14 protein-coding genes and 1 tRNA gene are annotated in these 15,959 nt (G+C 76.2%); 10 read left to right on the top strand and 5 right to left on the bottom strand.

The window, feature by feature from the left end; translation table 11 throughout:
- Positions 1-136: 136 nt before the first annotated feature.
- Complete coding sequence (locus tag AC5FZL_RS09755; protein ID WP_493618390.1) at positions 137-871, bottom strand: FHA domain-containing protein; 735 nt, start codon at positions 869-871, stop codon at positions 137-139.
- Positions 872-1,060: 189 nt separating this feature from the next.
- Here AC5FZL_RS09755 and AC5FZL_RS09750 point away from each other — a divergent pair.
- Positions 1,061-1,147: transfer RNA gene (locus tag AC5FZL_RS09750), tRNA-Leu, on the top strand.
- An 88-nt stretch (positions 1,148-1,235) separates the two neighbouring features.
- Here AC5FZL_RS09750 and AC5FZL_RS09745 read toward each other — a convergent pair.
- Genes AC5FZL_RS09745 through AC5FZL_RS09735 form a run of 3 tightly spaced genes read right to left on the bottom strand, consistent with a single transcriptional unit; the run spans position 1,236 to position 3,759 of the window.
- The gene (locus AC5FZL_RS09745; protein ID WP_493618389.1) at positions 1,236-2,714 is read right to left on the bottom strand and encodes a YcaO-like family protein; all 1,479 of its coding nucleotides are present in this window, start codon (positions 2,712-2,714) and stop codon (positions 1,236-1,238) included.
- Positions 2,711-3,391, bottom strand: coding sequence for a polysaccharide deacetylase family protein (locus tag AC5FZL_RS09740; RefSeq protein WP_493618388.1), 681 nt, complete (start codon positions 3,389-3,391; stop codon positions 2,711-2,713). The genes AC5FZL_RS09745 and AC5FZL_RS09740 overlap by 4 nt, the downstream gene beginning before the upstream one ends.
- On the bottom strand, positions 3,388-3,759 hold the full coding sequence (locus tag AC5FZL_RS09735) for a hypothetical protein (protein ID WP_493618387.1): 372 nt from the start codon (positions 3,757-3,759) through the stop codon (positions 3,388-3,390). The genes AC5FZL_RS09740 and AC5FZL_RS09735 overlap by 4 nt, the downstream gene beginning before the upstream one ends.
- Positions 3,760-3,902: 143 nt before the next feature.
- Between AC5FZL_RS09735 and AC5FZL_RS09730 the strand changes: the two genes are divergently transcribed.
- The 9 genes from AC5FZL_RS09730 (at position 3,903) to AC5FZL_RS09690 (ending at position 14,967) form a co-directional block, all read left to right on the top strand.
- Entirely contained in the window at positions 3,903-5,183 is a 1,281-nt protein-coding gene (locus tag AC5FZL_RS09730) for an ABC transporter substrate-binding protein (RefSeq protein ID WP_493618386.1), read from the top strand.
- Positions 5,184-5,194: 11 nt separating this feature from the next.
- Positions 5,195-6,124, top strand: coding sequence for a carbohydrate ABC transporter permease (locus tag AC5FZL_RS09725; RefSeq protein ID WP_493618385.1), 930 nt, complete (start codon positions 5,195-5,197; stop codon positions 6,122-6,124).
- Positions 6,121-6,981 (top strand): carbohydrate ABC transporter permease, encoded by an 861-nt coding sequence (locus AC5FZL_RS09720; protein WP_493618384.1) that lies wholly within the window; start codon positions 6,121-6,123, stop codon positions 6,979-6,981. The genes AC5FZL_RS09725 and AC5FZL_RS09720 overlap by 4 nt, the downstream gene beginning before the upstream one ends.
- A gap of 110 nt (positions 6,982-7,091) precedes the next feature.
- A complete protein-coding gene (locus tag AC5FZL_RS09715; RefSeq protein ID WP_493618383.1) occupies positions 7,092-8,117 on the top strand; it encodes a 3-oxoacyl-ACP synthase III in 1,026 nt (341 codons plus the stop codon).
- Positions 8,114-10,783, top strand: coding sequence for an alpha/beta fold hydrolase (locus AC5FZL_RS09710; RefSeq protein WP_493618382.1), 2,670 nt, complete (start codon positions 8,114-8,116; stop codon positions 10,781-10,783). Before AC5FZL_RS09715 ends, AC5FZL_RS09710 begins: the two co-directional genes overlap by 4 nt.
- 10 nt (positions 10,784-10,793) lie before the next feature.
- Complete coding sequence (locus tag AC5FZL_RS09705) at positions 10,794-11,789, top strand: NAD-dependent epimerase/dehydratase family protein (protein WP_493618381.1); 996 nt, start codon at positions 10,794-10,796, stop codon at positions 11,787-11,789.
- A 97-nt stretch (positions 11,790-11,886) separates the two neighbouring features.
- Positions 11,887-12,465, top strand: a complete 579-nt coding sequence (locus AC5FZL_RS09700; protein ID WP_493618380.1) for a helix-turn-helix domain-containing protein — start codon at positions 11,887-11,889, stop codon at positions 12,463-12,465.
- Complete coding sequence (locus AC5FZL_RS09695) at positions 12,462-13,817, top strand: MFS transporter (RefSeq protein WP_493618379.1); 1,356 nt, start codon at positions 12,462-12,464, stop codon at positions 13,815-13,817. The genes AC5FZL_RS09700 and AC5FZL_RS09695 overlap by 4 nt, the downstream gene beginning before the upstream one ends.
- A 37-nt stretch (positions 13,818-13,854) precedes the next feature.
- A complete protein-coding gene (locus AC5FZL_RS09690; protein ID WP_493618378.1) occupies positions 13,855-14,967 on the top strand; it encodes a fatty acid desaturase family protein in 1,113 nt (370 codons plus the stop codon).
- Positions 14,968-15,004: 37 nt separating this feature from the next.
- On the opposite strand, the gene AC5FZL_RS09685 is transcribed toward AC5FZL_RS09690, so the two are convergent.
- Positions 15,005-15,959 (bottom strand): ATP-binding domain-containing protein (locus AC5FZL_RS09685; protein WP_493618377.1); only part of this gene is annotated, 955 nt, incomplete at its 5' end.

Below are 15,959 nucleotides of genomic sequence, written 5' to 3'. Positions count from 1 at the left end.
CGCGGCGCGGGGGACCACCTGCGTGCCGAAGAGGTCGCGCCGCAGCACCCCCACGACGCCGATGACGAAGACCCACAGCAGGGCGAGCAGCCCCAGGTGCAGGACGGTGACGGTCAGCTGGCTCATCGGCGTCCGCTCACCACTCCTCGTCGGTGCGGGCGGCGGCGCGCTCCGCGCCGGACTGGAACACCACGCGGGTGCGGCCGAGCAGCACCGTGCTGCCGTCGACCAGCGGCGCGGTGAGCCCGTTGGCGGCCTCGAGCCGGACGCCGTCCACGGTCGTGCCGTTCGTCGAGCCCAGGTCGTGGAGGGAGGCCCGCCCGCCGCGCAGGCGCACCTCGGCGTGGCGGCGGGAGATCCCCGGGTCGTCGATGACGACGTCGCACTCGCTGCCGCGCCCGAGCACGGTGCGCTCGGTCGTCAGTTGGTAGCGGCGCCCGTCGACCTCCAGCACCGGGTGGGCCGGCGTCGCCACCGACGCGGTGCCCGGGGCGATCGACCCGCGGACCCTGGCGCTGCGGACGCGGAACACCCCGGTGCCCAGGTCCTCGTCGAGGTCGAAGCGGATGCTCACCGGGCCGGGGAAGGAGTAGCGCTGGGAGCGGGCGTGGTCTGTGAGGGTGTCGGCCAGCTCCTGGGCCAGGTCCTCCTCCCACGACGAGACGCGGTCGTGGTCGGCGGGGGAGAGGTCGATGGTGAAGGCGTTGGGGACCAGCGTGCGGTCCGGGCCGACGATCGCCGCGGTCGTGTCGACCTCGCGGCGCAGGGCGCTGGCGAGCTCGACCGGCTGCACCTCGCTCTTGAAGGCCCGGGCGAAGGCGCCGTTGACGACGCGCTCGACGCCGCGCTCGAAGCGGTCGAGCACTCCCACCGGCCCCTCCTCTCCTGCTGCTCCTGCTGCGCGGCGCGAGGCCGTCCGTTGGCCGTGATCGTAGCCGTCCGGCCCTCGCCGCCGCCCAGGCGCGCGGGGGCGGCGGCCCGCGGGTCCGCCCTTCCCGGCGCTGCGCCCGGCGGGCGCCGGGAGGGGGTCTGCCGCTGCGTGCTAGTGTTCACGACGCTTGCGCGAGTGGCGGAATAGGCAGACGCGCACGGTTCAGGTCCGTGTGCCCGAAAGGGCGTGGGGGTTCAACTCCCCCCTCGCGCACCAGGCAGGCAGAACGGCAGAGGCCGCACCCGACGGGTGCGGCCTCTGCCGCTTCCCGCCCCTGCCGGTCCCGTCCTGGGCGCTCGCGGCGTCAGCGCGCGGCGGCCCGCGCGAGCGGCGCCAGGTGGCGCCCCGGCTCGCGGTAGAGCGGGTACAGCCCGCCCACGGCCTCGTCGACGCCGGCGCGGTCCAGCCACGCCGGCCCGCCGACGCGCTCGGTCGCCTCGTCGGTGAGCAGCACCGGCGACCACCCGCCCGGGTCGTCCCCGACCCGCACGAAGGGCAGCCCGAGCTCGAGCGCCCGCAGGACGCCGCGCTCGCCGATCCGCCCGTAGCTCATCGTCTCCACCTCCAGGCCCGGCACCACCGCCTTGACCGCCTGGACGCCCCGCCCGGACAGGTCCAGGACGAGCACGTCGAACCCGGCGCCGTGCAGCCGGTCCACGACGTCCTGGCGCAGGGCGGTCGGGTCGTCCAGGCCCGGGGTGGTCGGGAGGTCGGCCAGGGCCACCCGCGAGCGCTCGCTCAGCACGGTGCCGGCGAGCCGGCCGGCCAGCTCGGCCCGCGAGAGGCCGAGCCACTCCGCGGTGGCGCTGAGCGCCCGCGGCTCCTCGGCGGCCAGGGCGTCGGCGGGCAGGGCCGCCAGGTACCGGTCGAGGTAGGCGTCGCCGGCGAGGGCGCGCACGCGCGCCAGGTCGCCGTGGGCGAAGGCCTTGCGCGCCCGGGAGCTGCACAGCTCCAGCAGGGCCTTGCGCACGGCCACCTCCCGGTCGGGGTGGCAGGCCTCGCCGCCGGCCGTGACGGTGATCGGCTCGTCGCGGCTGCGGTCGGGGACGGCGCCCGGTCGGTCGGCGCCGACGGCGTGGACGTCGACGAGGCCGAGCTGGGTGCTGGCGAGCTTGACCAGGGGCTCGACGCCCGCGGCCTCCAGCCGGGCGAGGGCCGCGAGCGCCGCCGGGTCGCTGAGCCCGGCGAGGTCGACGACGACGCCGCGGTCGAGGGCGCGGAAGACGAGGCCGTTGCCGTCGCGCTGGAGGAGCTCGAGGAGCGCGTGGGACAGCGCGCGGTCGCGGTCCAGGCCCGCGCCCAGCCCGTTGGTGATCGGGGTGACCAGCCGCGGGCCCGGGGGCACGTCGACCGGGCGCGAGGCCAGGAGGTCCACCGGGACCCACACCGCCTCGCCGTCGCGCTCCCGCCGCGCCTGCAGCCAGTCCAGGGGCGCGTCGGGCGTCCAGGCGCTGCCGGCCGGCAGGCACAGCGCGCGGGGGTCGGTGACCGGGTCACCGCTGGCGACGAGGTCGGCGAGGGAGGCCCGCAGCGGCTGCGCGCGGGAGAGGACCGCGTGCGAGCGGGTCCACTCCACCAGCTCGCCGTAGGCGGAGGCGCGGGCGCTCTCGACGTCCGGGCCGTAGCCCACGCCGTTGCCGCCGGGCGGGTCGAGCAGGGCGACGGACCACACGGGCGTGCCGGTGCTGTCGAACGCCGTCAGGTCGGTCTCGACCACCTCGCCGGGCAGCGAGGCCCGGTAGGCGTCGACGGCGTCCGCGGGCGCGGAGCGGCCGGAGGTCACTGGACGCGCTCGACCATCGTGCCGCTCACGACGTAGCGGACGCCGGCGTCGAGCAGCGCCCGGCCCGCGTCCGAGGCGGCGTCGAAGGGCGTCCCGCCCAGCCACGCCCAGGCGAGCGGCGGCGCGCCGCACCGCTCGGCGAGCAGGCGCAGCGGCTCGGTGACCTCGCGGTGCAGGTCCTCGGCGCTCACCACCGACGCGGCCTGCGCGTGGGTGGCGGTGTGACCGCAGACGTCGTGGCGCTCGGCGATCGCCGCGAGCTCGTCCCAGGTCATGGCCAGGCGGTCGATGGCGTCCTCCTCGGGCACGAGGTCGATGTCGTGGGCGCCGGCGAACGCTCGCTGCTCGGGCACCGGCGTCGACAGGAACGCCGTGGGCGGGAAGAAGGCCGCCCGCAGGCCGAGGTCGTCGCAGACCCGCGCCGCGACGTCGGAGCCGTTGCGGTAGCCGTCGTAGAAGACCGGGAGGAAGCCCGGGCGCTGGTCCGCCCAGCGGCCGGTGTCGAACCACGCGTCGAGGTCGGCGAGGGCCACGGGGGCGAAGCGCGCCGCGTACTGCGACAGCTCCCACCGCAGCTGCTCCTCCTGCGCGGCGGGGGTGTTGTGCCAGTTCACCACCCGCAGGACCCGCCCGGCCGCGTACGCCGAGCGGTGCTCCGCCCGGCTCGGGCCGCTCACGCCGGTCCCGCCGCCGGCACGGGCCCGGGGTGCACGTGCGCCCACCCCACGAGCTCCACCACGGAGTACAGCGCGGCCGCGTCGTCGTCCGCGGCCCCCGGGGCGAGCGCGGCGGCGTAGGCGTCGAACACCTCGACCAGCCCCGCCTCGACCAGCCCCGCCTCGACCAGCCCCGCCTCGACCAGCCCCGCCTCCGGGACCCCGGCGGGGCGGCCGGCCCGCACGGCGTCCGGACGCCGGTCCACCAGCGCGACGACGACCGGGACCCCCTCGCGCTCGAGCACGCGCGCCGCGGCGGCGCGGTGGGCGGCTGCGGGGTCGGCGACGGGGACGAGGGCTCCGCCCGGGGAGCCGGGGAGCGAGGGCACGGGGGAACTGTGCCCGACCCGGGGGGCGGGCGCAGCGCCTGCGCGCAGGTGACGTGCATCACGCCGCTCCGGCTGGTGCAGGCCCGTCCCGGGGCCCCAAGGTACGGAGGTCCGACCCTGGAGCGACCCACTGCGGAGGCGCCATGTCCTGGTCACGGCGGCAGTTCCTCACGGCCACGGCCCTGGGCGCCGGATCGGCGCTCGGCGCGGGCACCCTCGCCGGCTGCGGGGGCGGCGGCGGCTCCGGCTCGGGCAGCGACCTCACGTTCGCCCTGTGGGGCGGCGACGCCGAGGTCGCGGCCTTCCAGGCGGTGGCCGACGCCTTCCGCGAGGAGACCGGCACGACGGTCGAGATCGAGAACCTCCCGTACGCCGACATCCTCTCGACGGTCGACTCCCGGCTGCAGTCCGGCAGCCCGCCGGACCTGTTCCGGGTCTCCTACATCGACCTCGGCCGGTACACCTCCCTCGGGGTCCTCGCCGACATCTCCAGCGCACTGCCCGCCGGGTTCGCCGACGCCTTCACCCCGTCCCTGTGGTCGGCGGTGCAGGCGGACGGCGCGCCGGTCGGCGTCCCGCACCACACCGACGTCTCGGCGCTGGTCTACAACGTCCCGGCCTTCGAGCGCGCCGGCGTCGCGGTGCCCACGGCGCTGGAGCAGGCCTGGACGTGGGACCAGTTCAGCGACGTGCTCGCCGAGGTCAAGGCCGCCAACGGCGGCGCCTACCCCGTCGTCGTCAACTGGCAGGCCGCCGGCGCCTACCGGTGGCTGTCGTTCCTCGCCCAGGCAGGAGGGTCGGTCTTCGGCGACGACGGCGCGGTGACGATCGACTCCGAGGCGGGGGCGCGCGCCCTCACCTACACCCGGGGCCTCTACACCGCGGGTCTGCACGACCCGACCTTCCTCGTCCAGGCGGCCAACTACCCCGACGAGGCGTTCCCCACCGGCTCGCCGCTGTCGGTGTACGCGGGCGACTTCCTCCTCCCGAGCCTGGACGAGACCGTCACCGACTTCGAGTTCGGCGCCACGTTCCTGCCCCGCGACGTCGACGCCGCCACCGACCTCGGCGGCAACGCCGTCGTGGTCACCGACGGCGACCGCGCCGAGGCCGCGGCCGCGTTCGCCGCCTTCCTCGCCAGCGCCGAGAGCATGAAGGCGTTCTGCGAGGCGACCACCGTCCTGCCCACCCGCACCGACGTCACGGACCTGGCCTACTCGGTGCGCCCGGACCTCATGCCCGTCTTCGTGCAGCAGGCCACGACCATCCCGGAGAGCCTGGTGGCCACGAGCACGTCGACCGCCTTCTCCGGGATCAACGCGGCCCTGCAGCAGGAGCTCGAGGCCTGCTTCGGCGGGGGGCAGCCGGTCGAGGAGACGCTGGCGAAGCTCCAGCGGGCCGTCGAAGACCTCGCCGAGGGCTGAGGCCGCGCCCGATGGCCCTGGTCGGGTCCGCGGCCGCCCTGCAGCAGCCCCCTGGCGGCAGCCCGAGCCGGCGACGCCAGCGCGGTGAGGCGCTGGCGGGGCTGCTCTTCACGACCCCCGCGCTGGTCGTCTTCGCCGTGTTCATGTTCGTGCCGCTGGCGCTGACCGCCTACTACAGCGTCACCGACCACACCGGGTTTGGCCGGCCGCAGGTCGTGGGCCTGGAGAACTTCACCGAGCTGGCCGGCGACCCGCTGTTCTGGCGCTCGCTGGCCAACACCGCCGTCTTCACGGTCCTCGTCGTGCCGCTGAGCGTCTTCGGCGGCCTGGGGCTGGCGCTGCTGCTCAACCGCGCGATGCCCGCGCGGGGGCTGCTGCGGGCCCTGTTCTACGTGCCCGTGGTCATCTCCGCCGTGGCCAGCGGGCTCATCGCGCGCTGGATGTTCAACGAGAGCTCCGGCCTGGTGAACCGGCTGCTCGAGGGGGCGGGGCTCCCCGCGGTGAGCTGGCAGACCGGGGGCGTGGCGGCGATGGCGTCCCTCGTGCTCGTCACCACCTGGACGAACCTGGGCTTCACCATGGTCGTGTACCTGGCGGGCCTGCAGGGCGTCCCGGGGGAGGTGTACGAGGCCTCGGCGCTCGACGGCGCGTCGCGGTGGCGGACCACCCGGTCCATCACCTGGCCGATCCTCGGGCCGACGACGTTCTTCCTCCTCGTGTACATGATCATCACGTCGTTCCAGGTGTTCGACCTCGTCATCGTCATGACCGGCGGCGGGCCCGCGAACGCGACGACGCTGCTCGTCAACTACGCCTACTCGCAGGGGTTCGAGCAGCGCCGGCAGGGCTACGCCGCGGCCCTGGGGATGGTGCTCTACGCCATCGTCCTCGTGCTCACGCTGGTCCAGTGGCGCGCCGGCCGGCGCAGGGACCTGGCGTGAGCGCCCGGAGCGCCGCCAGTGCCGCGACGCCCCGCAGCACGGCCGAGCGCCGGGCGACGCGGTGGCGCCTGACGGCCGCCGTGCTCGCCGCGGTCGTCGTCGTCTTCCCGCTGTACTGGATGGCCGTCACGGCGCTGTCCACGCCCGCCGAGCTCTACGGCGAAGGCACCCGGCTCTGGCCGGCGGCGCTGCACTGGGAGAACTTCACCCAGCCCCTGGAGCGCTGGCCGTTCGGGCGCTGGTTCCTCAACTCCACCGTCATCGCCGTGGTCTCGGTCGTGGCGACGCTCGCCATCAACCTCTGCGCCGGGTACGCGTTCGCCAAGCTGGACTTCCCGCTCAAGAACACGATCTTCCTGGTCATCCTCAGCACCCTCATGGTGCCGGTGCAGGTGATCATGATCGGCCAGTTCCAGCTCGTCGTGGACCTCGGGCTCGTCAACACCGACGCCGGGGTCGTCCTCCCGCGCCTGGCCGAGGCGTTCGGGCTGTTCCTCGCGCGGCAGTTCTTCGCCGCCGTGCCCGACGAGCTGGTCGAGGCGGCCCGGGTGGACGGGGCGGGCCCGTTCCGGACGTTCTGGTCGATCGTGCTGCCGCTCAGCCGGCCGCTCGTCGCCGTCCTGGTGATCTTCACGTTCATGTGGCGGTGGAACGAGTTCGCCTGGCCGCTCATCGCCCTGCAGGAGACCGACCGGTTCACCCTGCCGATCGGCCTGCGGTACCTGCAGGACCAGTACGGCCGCGACTACGGCTCCCTCACCGCGATGTCGCTGCTGTCGGTCCTGCCCATGCTCGCCGTCTTCGCGGTGTTCCAGCGCCACTTCGTGGAGGGGATGGCGCGCACCGGCCTGAGGTGACCGGAGGGCCCCGCAGCGCGACCCCCACGACCCGGTCGGGCGCTCGCCGCAGGCGGCTCGCGGCGCCAGCCGTTAACCTGCGTCCTCCAGCACCGAGGAACGAGGTCTGCGTGAACGGCAACACCAGCTACCGCGCCGCCAACACGACGATGCTGTCCATCGTCGGCATCGAGGCACCCGTGGTGGTCACCTCGGCGGAGATCGATGCGCAGATGACGGACACCCTCAAGCGCCTGAAGCTGCGGCCCGGCCTGCTCGAGCGCGTCGCCGGCGTCAGCGAGCGCCGGTGGTACTCCGAGGACACCTCCCTCGGCGAGGCCGCCGCGACCGCCGGGTCCAAGGCGCTGTCCGAGGCCGGGATCGACGCCTCCGACGTCGGCGTCCTCATCAACACCTCGGTCTCGCGCGAGCACCTCGAGCCGGCGGTGTCGGTGCAGGTGCACGACGCGATGGGCCTGCCGACGTCGGCGATGAACTTCGACATCACCAACGCGTGCCTGGGCTTCGTCAACGGCCTGCAGACCGCGGCCGCCATGATCGACTCCGGTCAGGTGCGCTACGCCGTCGTGGTCGGCGCGGAGGACACCCGCAGCACCACCCAGGACACGATCGAGCGCCTCGCGGCGCCGACGACGACCCGCCAGGACTACCTGGAGGAGTTCGCCACCCTCACGCTGGGCTCCGGCGCGGTCGCCGCGGTCATGGGGCCGGCCGACGCCCACCCCGAGGGCCACCGGCTCGTCGGTGGCGTCTCCCGCTCGGGCACGGAGCACCACGGGCTGTGCGTGGGCCGCCTCGGCCGGATGGTCGCCGACTCCCGGGGCCTGCTGGAGAACGGCGTCGAGCTCATCGGCGCGGCCTACGACGAGGCCAAGGAGGACTGGGGGTGGGCCACCGGGATGGCCCGCTACATCCTCCACCAGGTCTCGACCGTGCACATCAAGGCGCTCATCCAGCGCCTGGGCATCGACGCCGTGAAGGCGCCGCTGACCTACCCGTTCCTCGGCAACATCGGCCCGGCGTCGCTGCCCATGACGCTGGCCCGCCAGGCCGACACCCTGATGCCGGGCGACCGCGTGCTGTGCCTGGGCGTCGGGTCGGGGCTGAACACCGCCCTGTGCGAGCTCCGCTGGTGACCCGCGCCCCCGCGGCGCTGCCCCCAGCCGGCCTGCCCGGCCTCGACCCCGCGTGGTCGCGGCTGGTCGAGGTCGTGGACGCCGACGGCGCGGCGCGCACCTGGCACGTGCTCGACGGCGCCGTCGAGGTGGCCGCCCGGTGGCCGGGGGAGCCCCTCGGCACCGTCCTCGCGGTGCACGGCAACCCCACCTGGTCGTACCTGTGGCGCCAGGTGCTCGTCGCCGCCGCGGAGGTGGGCTGGCGCGTCGTCGCGGTCGACCAGCTCGACATGGGCTACTCCGAGCGCACCGGCACCCGCCGCCGCCTGGCCCGCCGGATCGACGACCTGGGCCGGCTCACGGACGCCCTCGGCCTCACCGGTCCACGTGGAACCGCTGGCCCCGTCGTCACCCTCGGCCACGACTGGGGCGGCATGGTCAGCGCCGGCTGGGCGCTCGCGCACCGCGACGTGCTGGCCGGCGTGGTCCTGCTCAACACCGCGGTCCACCACCCCCTGGACGCCCCCGTCCCCCCGGCGCTGCGCTGGGCGATGAGCCCCGCCGTGCTGCCGAACCTGACCGTGCGCACCCCCGGCTTCGTGCAGGCCACCCTGGAGACCGCTCGGCGGCCGCTGCCGGCCGACGTCCGCGCGGCCTACCGGGCGCCCTACCGCGGGGCGGACCGGCGGGTGGGCGTGGGAGCGTTCGTCGCCGACATCCCCGCCGACGCCGACCACCCGAGCCGGCCCGCGATGGAGGCGATCGCCTCGGGGCTCGCCGACCTCGGCGCCTCGCGGCAGGTCCCCTCGCTGCTGCTGTGGGGCCCGGCCGACCCGGTCTTCCGCCAGCGCTACCTCCGCGACCTGCGCGACCGCCTGCCGGGTGCCGACGTCCACCGCTTCGAGGGCGCGGGCCACCTGGTCTCCGAGGACGCCGACGTCGCCGGGGTGCTGGCCCGCTGGCTGGTCGAGCGCGCGCCGGGCGCGCGTCCCCGCGTCCGCGCCGGCGCCGCGCAGGAGCCGCTGCGCGGCGAGGGCGAGGACCGCCCTCTGGGCGCCGCCCTGGAGGCGCGCGCGGACGACGACACCCCCGCCGTGGTGCAGCTGCGGCCAGGGGCCCCGGCCCTGGTCACCTCCTGGCAGGACCTGGCCACCCGCGTGCGCGAGGTCGCCGCGGGCCTGGTCGCCGGCGGCGTCCGCCCCGGACAGCGCGTGTCGCTGCTCGTGCCGCCCGGTCCGGACCTCACGGCGCTGTTCTACGCGTGCCTGCGGATCGGCGCGGTCGTCGTCGTCGCCGACGCCGGCCTGGGGGTGCGCGGGCTCTCCCGCGCGGTGCGCGGCGCCTTCCCCGACCACGTGGTGGCCGTCGACCGCGGCCTGGCCGCGGCGGCCCTGCTGGGCTGGCCAGGACGCCGCGTGGCGGCGGGCGAGCTGCGCGGCGGTGCGCGCGCGCGCCGGCTGCTGGGCGTGGCCGAGCACCTCGACGACGTGGCCGCGCGGGGCCGGGCGGCGCTCGCCGCGGGCCTCGAGCTGCCGCCGGAGCCGGCCGCCGACGCCGAGGCCGCCGTCCTCTTCACCTCCGGCTCCACCGGCCCGGCCAAGGGCGTCGTCCACACGCACCGCTCGATGCGCGGCATGCGCGACGCCATCGCCTCCACCTACGGCATCGGCCCGGACACCGCGCTGGTCGCCGCCTTCGCGCCGTTCGCGCTGCTCGGCCCGGCCCTCGGCGCGACGAGCTCGGTGCCGGAGACCGACGTCACGAAGCCCGCCACGCTGACCGCCGCGGCCCTGGCCGACGCGGTCTCGGCCGTCGAGGCGGCGAGCGCCTTCGCCTCGCCCGCCGCGCTGGCCAACGTCGTCGCCACGGCGGACGACCTCACGCCCGCCCAGCACGAGGCGCTGGGTCGGGTGCGGCTGCTGCTCTCGGCCGGCGCCCCGATCGGCGCCGACCTGCTGCGCCGCGCCCTGGCGCTCATGCCGGCGGCCACCGCACGCACCCCGTACGGGATGACCGAGGCGCTGCCGGTCACGGACGTGTCGCTGGAGGAGCTGCTGGCCGCCGGCACCGGCGAGGGCGTGCTCGTCGGCCGCCCCGTGCCGGGTGCGCAGGTGGCGCTCAGCCCCCTGGACGCCGACGGCGCGGCGACCGGGGCCCTGACCACCGAGCCCGGCACGACCGGCGAGGTCGCGGTGCGCGCGCCCAACGTCAAGGACCGCTACGACCAGCTCTGGGACACCCAGCGCGCCAGCGCCCGCGACGCCGGCTGGCACCGCACCGGCGACGTCGGCCACCTCGACGCCGACGGGCGGCTGTGGGTGGAGGGGCGGCTCGCGCACGTGATCACCGCCCCGGGCGGCGTGCTCACCCCGGTCGGCCTCGAGCAGCGGGTGCAGGGCCTGGACGCCGTCGCGCGCGCCGGCGCGGTCGGCGTCGGACCGGCGGGCACGCAGCAGGTCGTGGTCGTCGTGGAGCCGGCCCCGGGCTCGGGCCTGGTGCCGGGTCCCGCGCCGCTGGACCTGCTCGACGCGGTCCGCGCCGTGGCGGGGACCCCCGTGGCCGCGGTGCTCGTCGTGGCCGTGCTGCCGACCGACATCCGGCACAACTCCAAGGTCGACCGCACGCGCGTCGCCGGCTGGGCCTCACGGGTGCTGGCCGGCGAGCTGCCCGCGGAGAGCCGACCATGAGGGTGCTGTCATGAGGGTGCTGGTCACCGGGGCGAGCGGGATGCTCGGCGGCGCCGTGGCGGCCGCGCTCGTGCGGCGGGGCGACCAGGTCGTGACGCTGCAGCGGCGCGCCAGCGGCGTCGCCGGTGCCGTCGACGTGCGCGGCGCCCTGGAGGACCCGGCCGCGGTCGCCGGCGCCCTGGCCGGCGTCGAGGGCGTGGTGCACCTGGCCGCCAAGGTCGCGATCAGCGGCCCCGAGGCCGAGTACCAGCGGGTCAACGTCGAGGGCACCCGTGCGCTGCTGGCCGCTGCCCGCGAGGCCGGCGTCCGCCGCTTCGTGCAGGTCTCCTCGCCGTCGGTCGCCCACGCCGGCGCCTCGCTCGTGGGCGCCGGCGCCGACCCGGCAGACCCGGTGCGCGCCCGCGGGCCCTACGCCCGCACGAAGGCCGCCGCCGAGCTGCTGGCGCTGGCCGCCGACGGCGCCGGGTTCGCCGTGGTGGCGGTGCGCCCGCACATCGTCTGGGGCCCGGGCGACCCGCAGCTCGTGGCGCGGGTGGTCAACCGCTCCCGCCAGGGCCGGATGGTCGTCGTCGGCGACGGCAGCGCGCTCATCGACACCACGTACGTCGACGACGCGGCGGCGGCCCTGGTGGCAGCGCTGGACCGGGCGCCGGCGGACGGCGTCCACGGGAGCGCCTTCGTCGTGAGCAGCGGGCAGCCGCGCACCGTGGGCGAGCTCGTCTCGCGGATGGCGGTCGCCGGCGGCGCGCCGCCGCCCACCCGGCGGGTGCCGCTGCCCGTCGCCCGGGCGGTCGGGGGAGCGGTCGAGGCGCTGTGGGCCGGCCTGCGAGCCGTCGGGGCTCCCGCTGGGGACGACGAGCCGCCGCTGACCCGCTTCCTCGCCGAGCAGCTGGGGACGGCGCACTGGTTCGACCAGCGCCGCACCCGCGAGGCGCTGCAGTGGCAGCCGGAGGTCGACCTCGACGAGGGCTTCGCGCGCCTCGCCGCCTGGTTCGCCCGCTCCTGACCCTCGGGTCGACCGACCGCACTCTCCGCCGGAAGTGCTGCGGGGCAATCCACAAGACATCTTGTGCAACTGTGCTTGTGAGTGCGACGCTGCGCCCGTGGACGACGAACGCGCGGCGGCCGGCTCCGTGCACCTCACCGACCCGCGCGCCATGCGCGCCCTGGCGCACCCCACCCGGCTGAGGATCCTCGGGGAGCTGCGCGCGCGCGGGCCGCAGACGGTCGGGATGCTCAGCGAGCTGCTCGACGAGGCGCCCGGGTCGGTCAGCTACCACCTGGGCACCCTGGCCAGGCACGGGTTCGTCGTCGAGGCTCCGGAGCGCGCCCGCGACCGCCGGGAGCGCTGGTGGCGGGCCGCGCACGAGAGCACGCGGTGGGAGCCCCTGGAGCTCCTCGCCGACCCCGAGCGCCGCGAGGCGATGGAGGGGCTGCAGCGCACGGTCCTGGCCCGCTACGTCGAGGAGCTGGAGGGCTACCTGCGCCGCCAGGCGAGCCTCCCGGCGGAGTGGGTGGCGGCCGCGACGATCAGCGACGCCGTCCTGCACCTCACCAGCGACCAGCTCGGGCAGCTGCGCGACGAGCTGCACGCCCTCGCCCAGCGCTGGCACGACCTCAGCGACGCGGAGGCGCCCGGCGCGCAGGACGTCGCCCTGCTCTACCAGGCCTTCCGCCGATGAGCGCTGCGCTGCGCGACACCCGCGCGCTGCGCCGCCGCTTCCTGCTGCTCGTGGCGCTGCGCTGGCTGCCGACCGGCCTGACGATGCCGGTCACCGTGCTGCTGGCCTCGGCCCGCGGGCTGTCCCTGGCCGAGATCGGCGTCGTCCTCTCGGTGCAGGGCTTCGTCGTCCTGGCCCTCGAGCTGCCCACCGGCGGCCTGGCCGACTCGCTGGGACGCCGGCCCGTCCTCGTCCTCGCCGGAGCGGTGGGGATCGCCTCGCTCGCCCTGCTGGCCGTGGCGGACACCGTGGCGGCCTACGTCGCGGCGATGGCGCTGCAGGGGGTCTGGCGGGCGCTGGACTCCGGGCCGCTGGAGGCCTGGTACGTCGATGCGGCGCTGGAGATCGACCCCGGCGCACGCCTCGAGGACGGCCTGTCCGCCGCCTCCGCCGTCCTCAGCGCCGCCCTGTGCGCCGGGGCTCTGGCCAGCGGGGCGCTCGTGGCGCTCGACCCGCTCGGGGCCGCCGACCCGCTCGTGGTCCCCGTGCTCGCCGCGCTGGTGCTCTCGGCCCTGAGCACCGGCGCGGTCCTGGCGCTGGTCACCGAGGCGCGCCCGACCCGCGGCGCCGGGACCGCCTGGGCGGCGGTGCGCGGCGTCCCGGCCGTGGTCGCCGCGGGCGTGCGGCTGGTGCGCGGCGACCGCGTGCTCCTCGCGCTGGTGGCGGTCGAGCTGTTCTGGGGCTTCGGGATGATCGCCTTCGAGATGCTCATGCCGGTGCGGCTGGCCGAGGTCTCCGGCAGCGGCGCGGCGGCCACCGAGCGCGCGGCCGCCCTCATGGGGCCGGTCACCGCCGGTGCGTGGGCGGCCTCGGCGGCCGGTGCCGCCCTCGTCCCGCTGCTCAGCCGGCGCACCGGCGTCTGGGTGGCCGCTGCGGCCCTGCGGGTGGCGCAGGGCCTCGCGGTGGCCGGGATGGGGCTGCTCGCGGGCCCGCTCGGCGTCGTGGCGGCGTTCTGGGCCTGCTACGCCGTGCACGGCGCGTCGAACCCCCTGCACTCCTCCCTGCTGCACGCACGGGCCAGCGGGGAGAACCGGGCGGTGGTGCTCTCGGTCAACTCGATGGTGGCCCAGCCCGCCGGTTCTGTGGGATCCATCACGCTCGGCGCACTGGCCGCGGCCACCTCCACGAGCACGGCCATGCTCGTCGCCGCGCTCGTCCTGGCGCTGGCCGCTCCGCTCTACCGGGCCGCGCGTCCGGCGTCCGGCGGCGGAACCCAGGAAGGGGTGCGACGATGGCGCCGGGCCGCAGGGCCCGCCAGCACAGAACCCTTCCCCGGACCACAGGGTGAGCACGGCCGCGGCCTGCGGACGTGACCCGACCGAGCGGACAGGGCGGCACGAGAGCGAACGCATGACGACGATCGACACCGTCCAGCAGGGGGCGGGCCGCCGGGGACCGCGACAGCCCCGCCAGCAGACCGCCTACGCCGCCGTGTCAGCGGAGGTGCAGGCCATGGGGCTCATGCGCCGCCGCTACGGGCTCTACTGGACCAAGATGGTCCTCGCCGTCGTCGTCCTCGCCGCGCTGATCACCACGCACGTCCTCCTGGGCGACACCTGGTGGCAGCTGCTCCTGGCGGCGGCGCTGGCCGTGGTGCTCACCCAGGTGTCCTTCCTGGCCCACGACGCCGCCCACCGCCAGATCTTCAAGTCCGGCGCCTGGAACGACTGGACCTCGATCGTCCTGGCCAACGGCCTGGCCGGGATGAGCGTCGGCTGGTGGACGAACAAGCACACCAAGCACCACGGCAACCCCAACACCGCGGGCAAGGACCCGGACATCGACTCCGGCGTCCTGGCCTTCACCCCGGAGCAGGGCCTCGCGGCCAAGGCGAAGGGCGGCGTCCGCGGCTGGTTCGCGGCCCGCCAGGGCTACGCGTTCTTCCCGCTCCTGCTGCTCGAGGGCCTCAACCTCCACGCCCAGGGCCTCAAGCTCGTCTTCGGACGCCGTCCGATGAAGCGCCGCTGGGTCGAGGGCACCCTCATCATCGGCCGGCTGAGCGCCTACGTCGCCCTGGTCTTCTTCGTCCTCAGCCCCGGCAAGGCCTTCGCCTTCCTCGGCGTGCAGCTGGGCCTGTACGGCCTCTACATGGGCGCCTCCTTCGCGCCCAACCACAAGGGCATGGCGATCATCGCCCCCGGGTCGACGATCGACTTCCTGCGCCGCCAGGTGATGACCTCGCGCAACATCCGCGGGGGCCGCGTCATGGACTTCGCCCTCGGCGGCCTGAACTACCAGGTCGAGCACCACCTCTTCCCGAGCATGCCCCGCCCGAACCTGCGCCGCGCGCAGCCGATCGTCAAGGCGTACTGCGAGAAGAACGGCATCCACTACACCGAGACGGGGCTGTTCACCTCGTACCGCATCGTCGTCCGCTACCTCAACAAGGTGGGCCTGGGCGCTCGCGACCCGTTCGACTGCCCGCTCGTGCAGGCCACCCGCCCGCGCACCGTGGTCGGCTGACCAGCGCCACCCAGCACGGCCCGGAGGCCCCGCACGGTCAGGAGACCGGCGGGGCCTCCAGCGCGTCCAGGCCCGGCGGCAGCGGCGCGCCCGAGACCACGACGAGGCGCTGCGTGGGCCGGGTCATGGCCACGTAGAGGTCGTTCGCCCCGCGCGCGGACTGCGCCAGCACCCCGGCGGGCTCCACGAGGACCACGGCGTCGAACTCCAGGCCCTTGACGTCGGCCACCGACGCGACCGTGACCGGTGCGTCCCGCGGGTCCTCCGCGCGGCGCACCGACCCCTCGGGCAGGGCGGCGGCGACAGCCGCAGCGGTGACCGGCACGAGCGCGTCGGGCGCCACCACGACCATCCGGCCCCCGCCGAGGAGGTCGAGCTCGGCGACCACGGCGCTCGTCACGGCCTCCGCCCAGCGCGGGGAGGGGGCGGGCTCGGGGGCCCGGACCGCGCGCGGGGGCATCTCGGCGTCGCGGATCGAGCGCGGCACCGGAGCCGTGACCCCCGCCGCGGCCAGCACCGCGCCCGCGAGCTCCATGACCTGGCGGGGCGTGCGGTAGTTGACGGTCAGCTGCGCCAGCCGCCAGGGCCGGCGCAGGTCGACCCCTCGGGTGGCGGCGGCGCCCTCGCCGGAGCCGAGGACCGGGGAGAGCGCGGCCTCCCACTCCGAGGCCCCCGCCGCGGTGGAGGTCTGCGCCAGGTCGCCCACCACGGTCATCGAGCGGGCCGGGCAGCGGCGGGCCAGCACCCGCCAGGCCATCGCCGACAGCTCCTGGGCCTCGTCGACCACGACGTGCCCGTAGGCCCAGGTGCGGTCCGCGGCTGCCCGCTCGGCGACCGTGAGGTCGCTGCCGTCCCCGGCCCACCGGTCCGCCAGGGCCTCGGCGGTGAGCATCCCGCCGGCCCCCGAGGACGCCGCCATCTCCAGCACCCCGCGGGCGTAGGCCACCTGCTCGGCGCGCTCGCGGGCGGCCTGGGCCGACTCGGCCCCGGCG

The organism is Quadrisphaera sp. DVD1 (assembly GCF_058932755.1).
The sequence above is the reverse complement of the archived record's forward strand: the minus strand, read 5'-3'. Positions and strand labels throughout refer to the sequence as shown.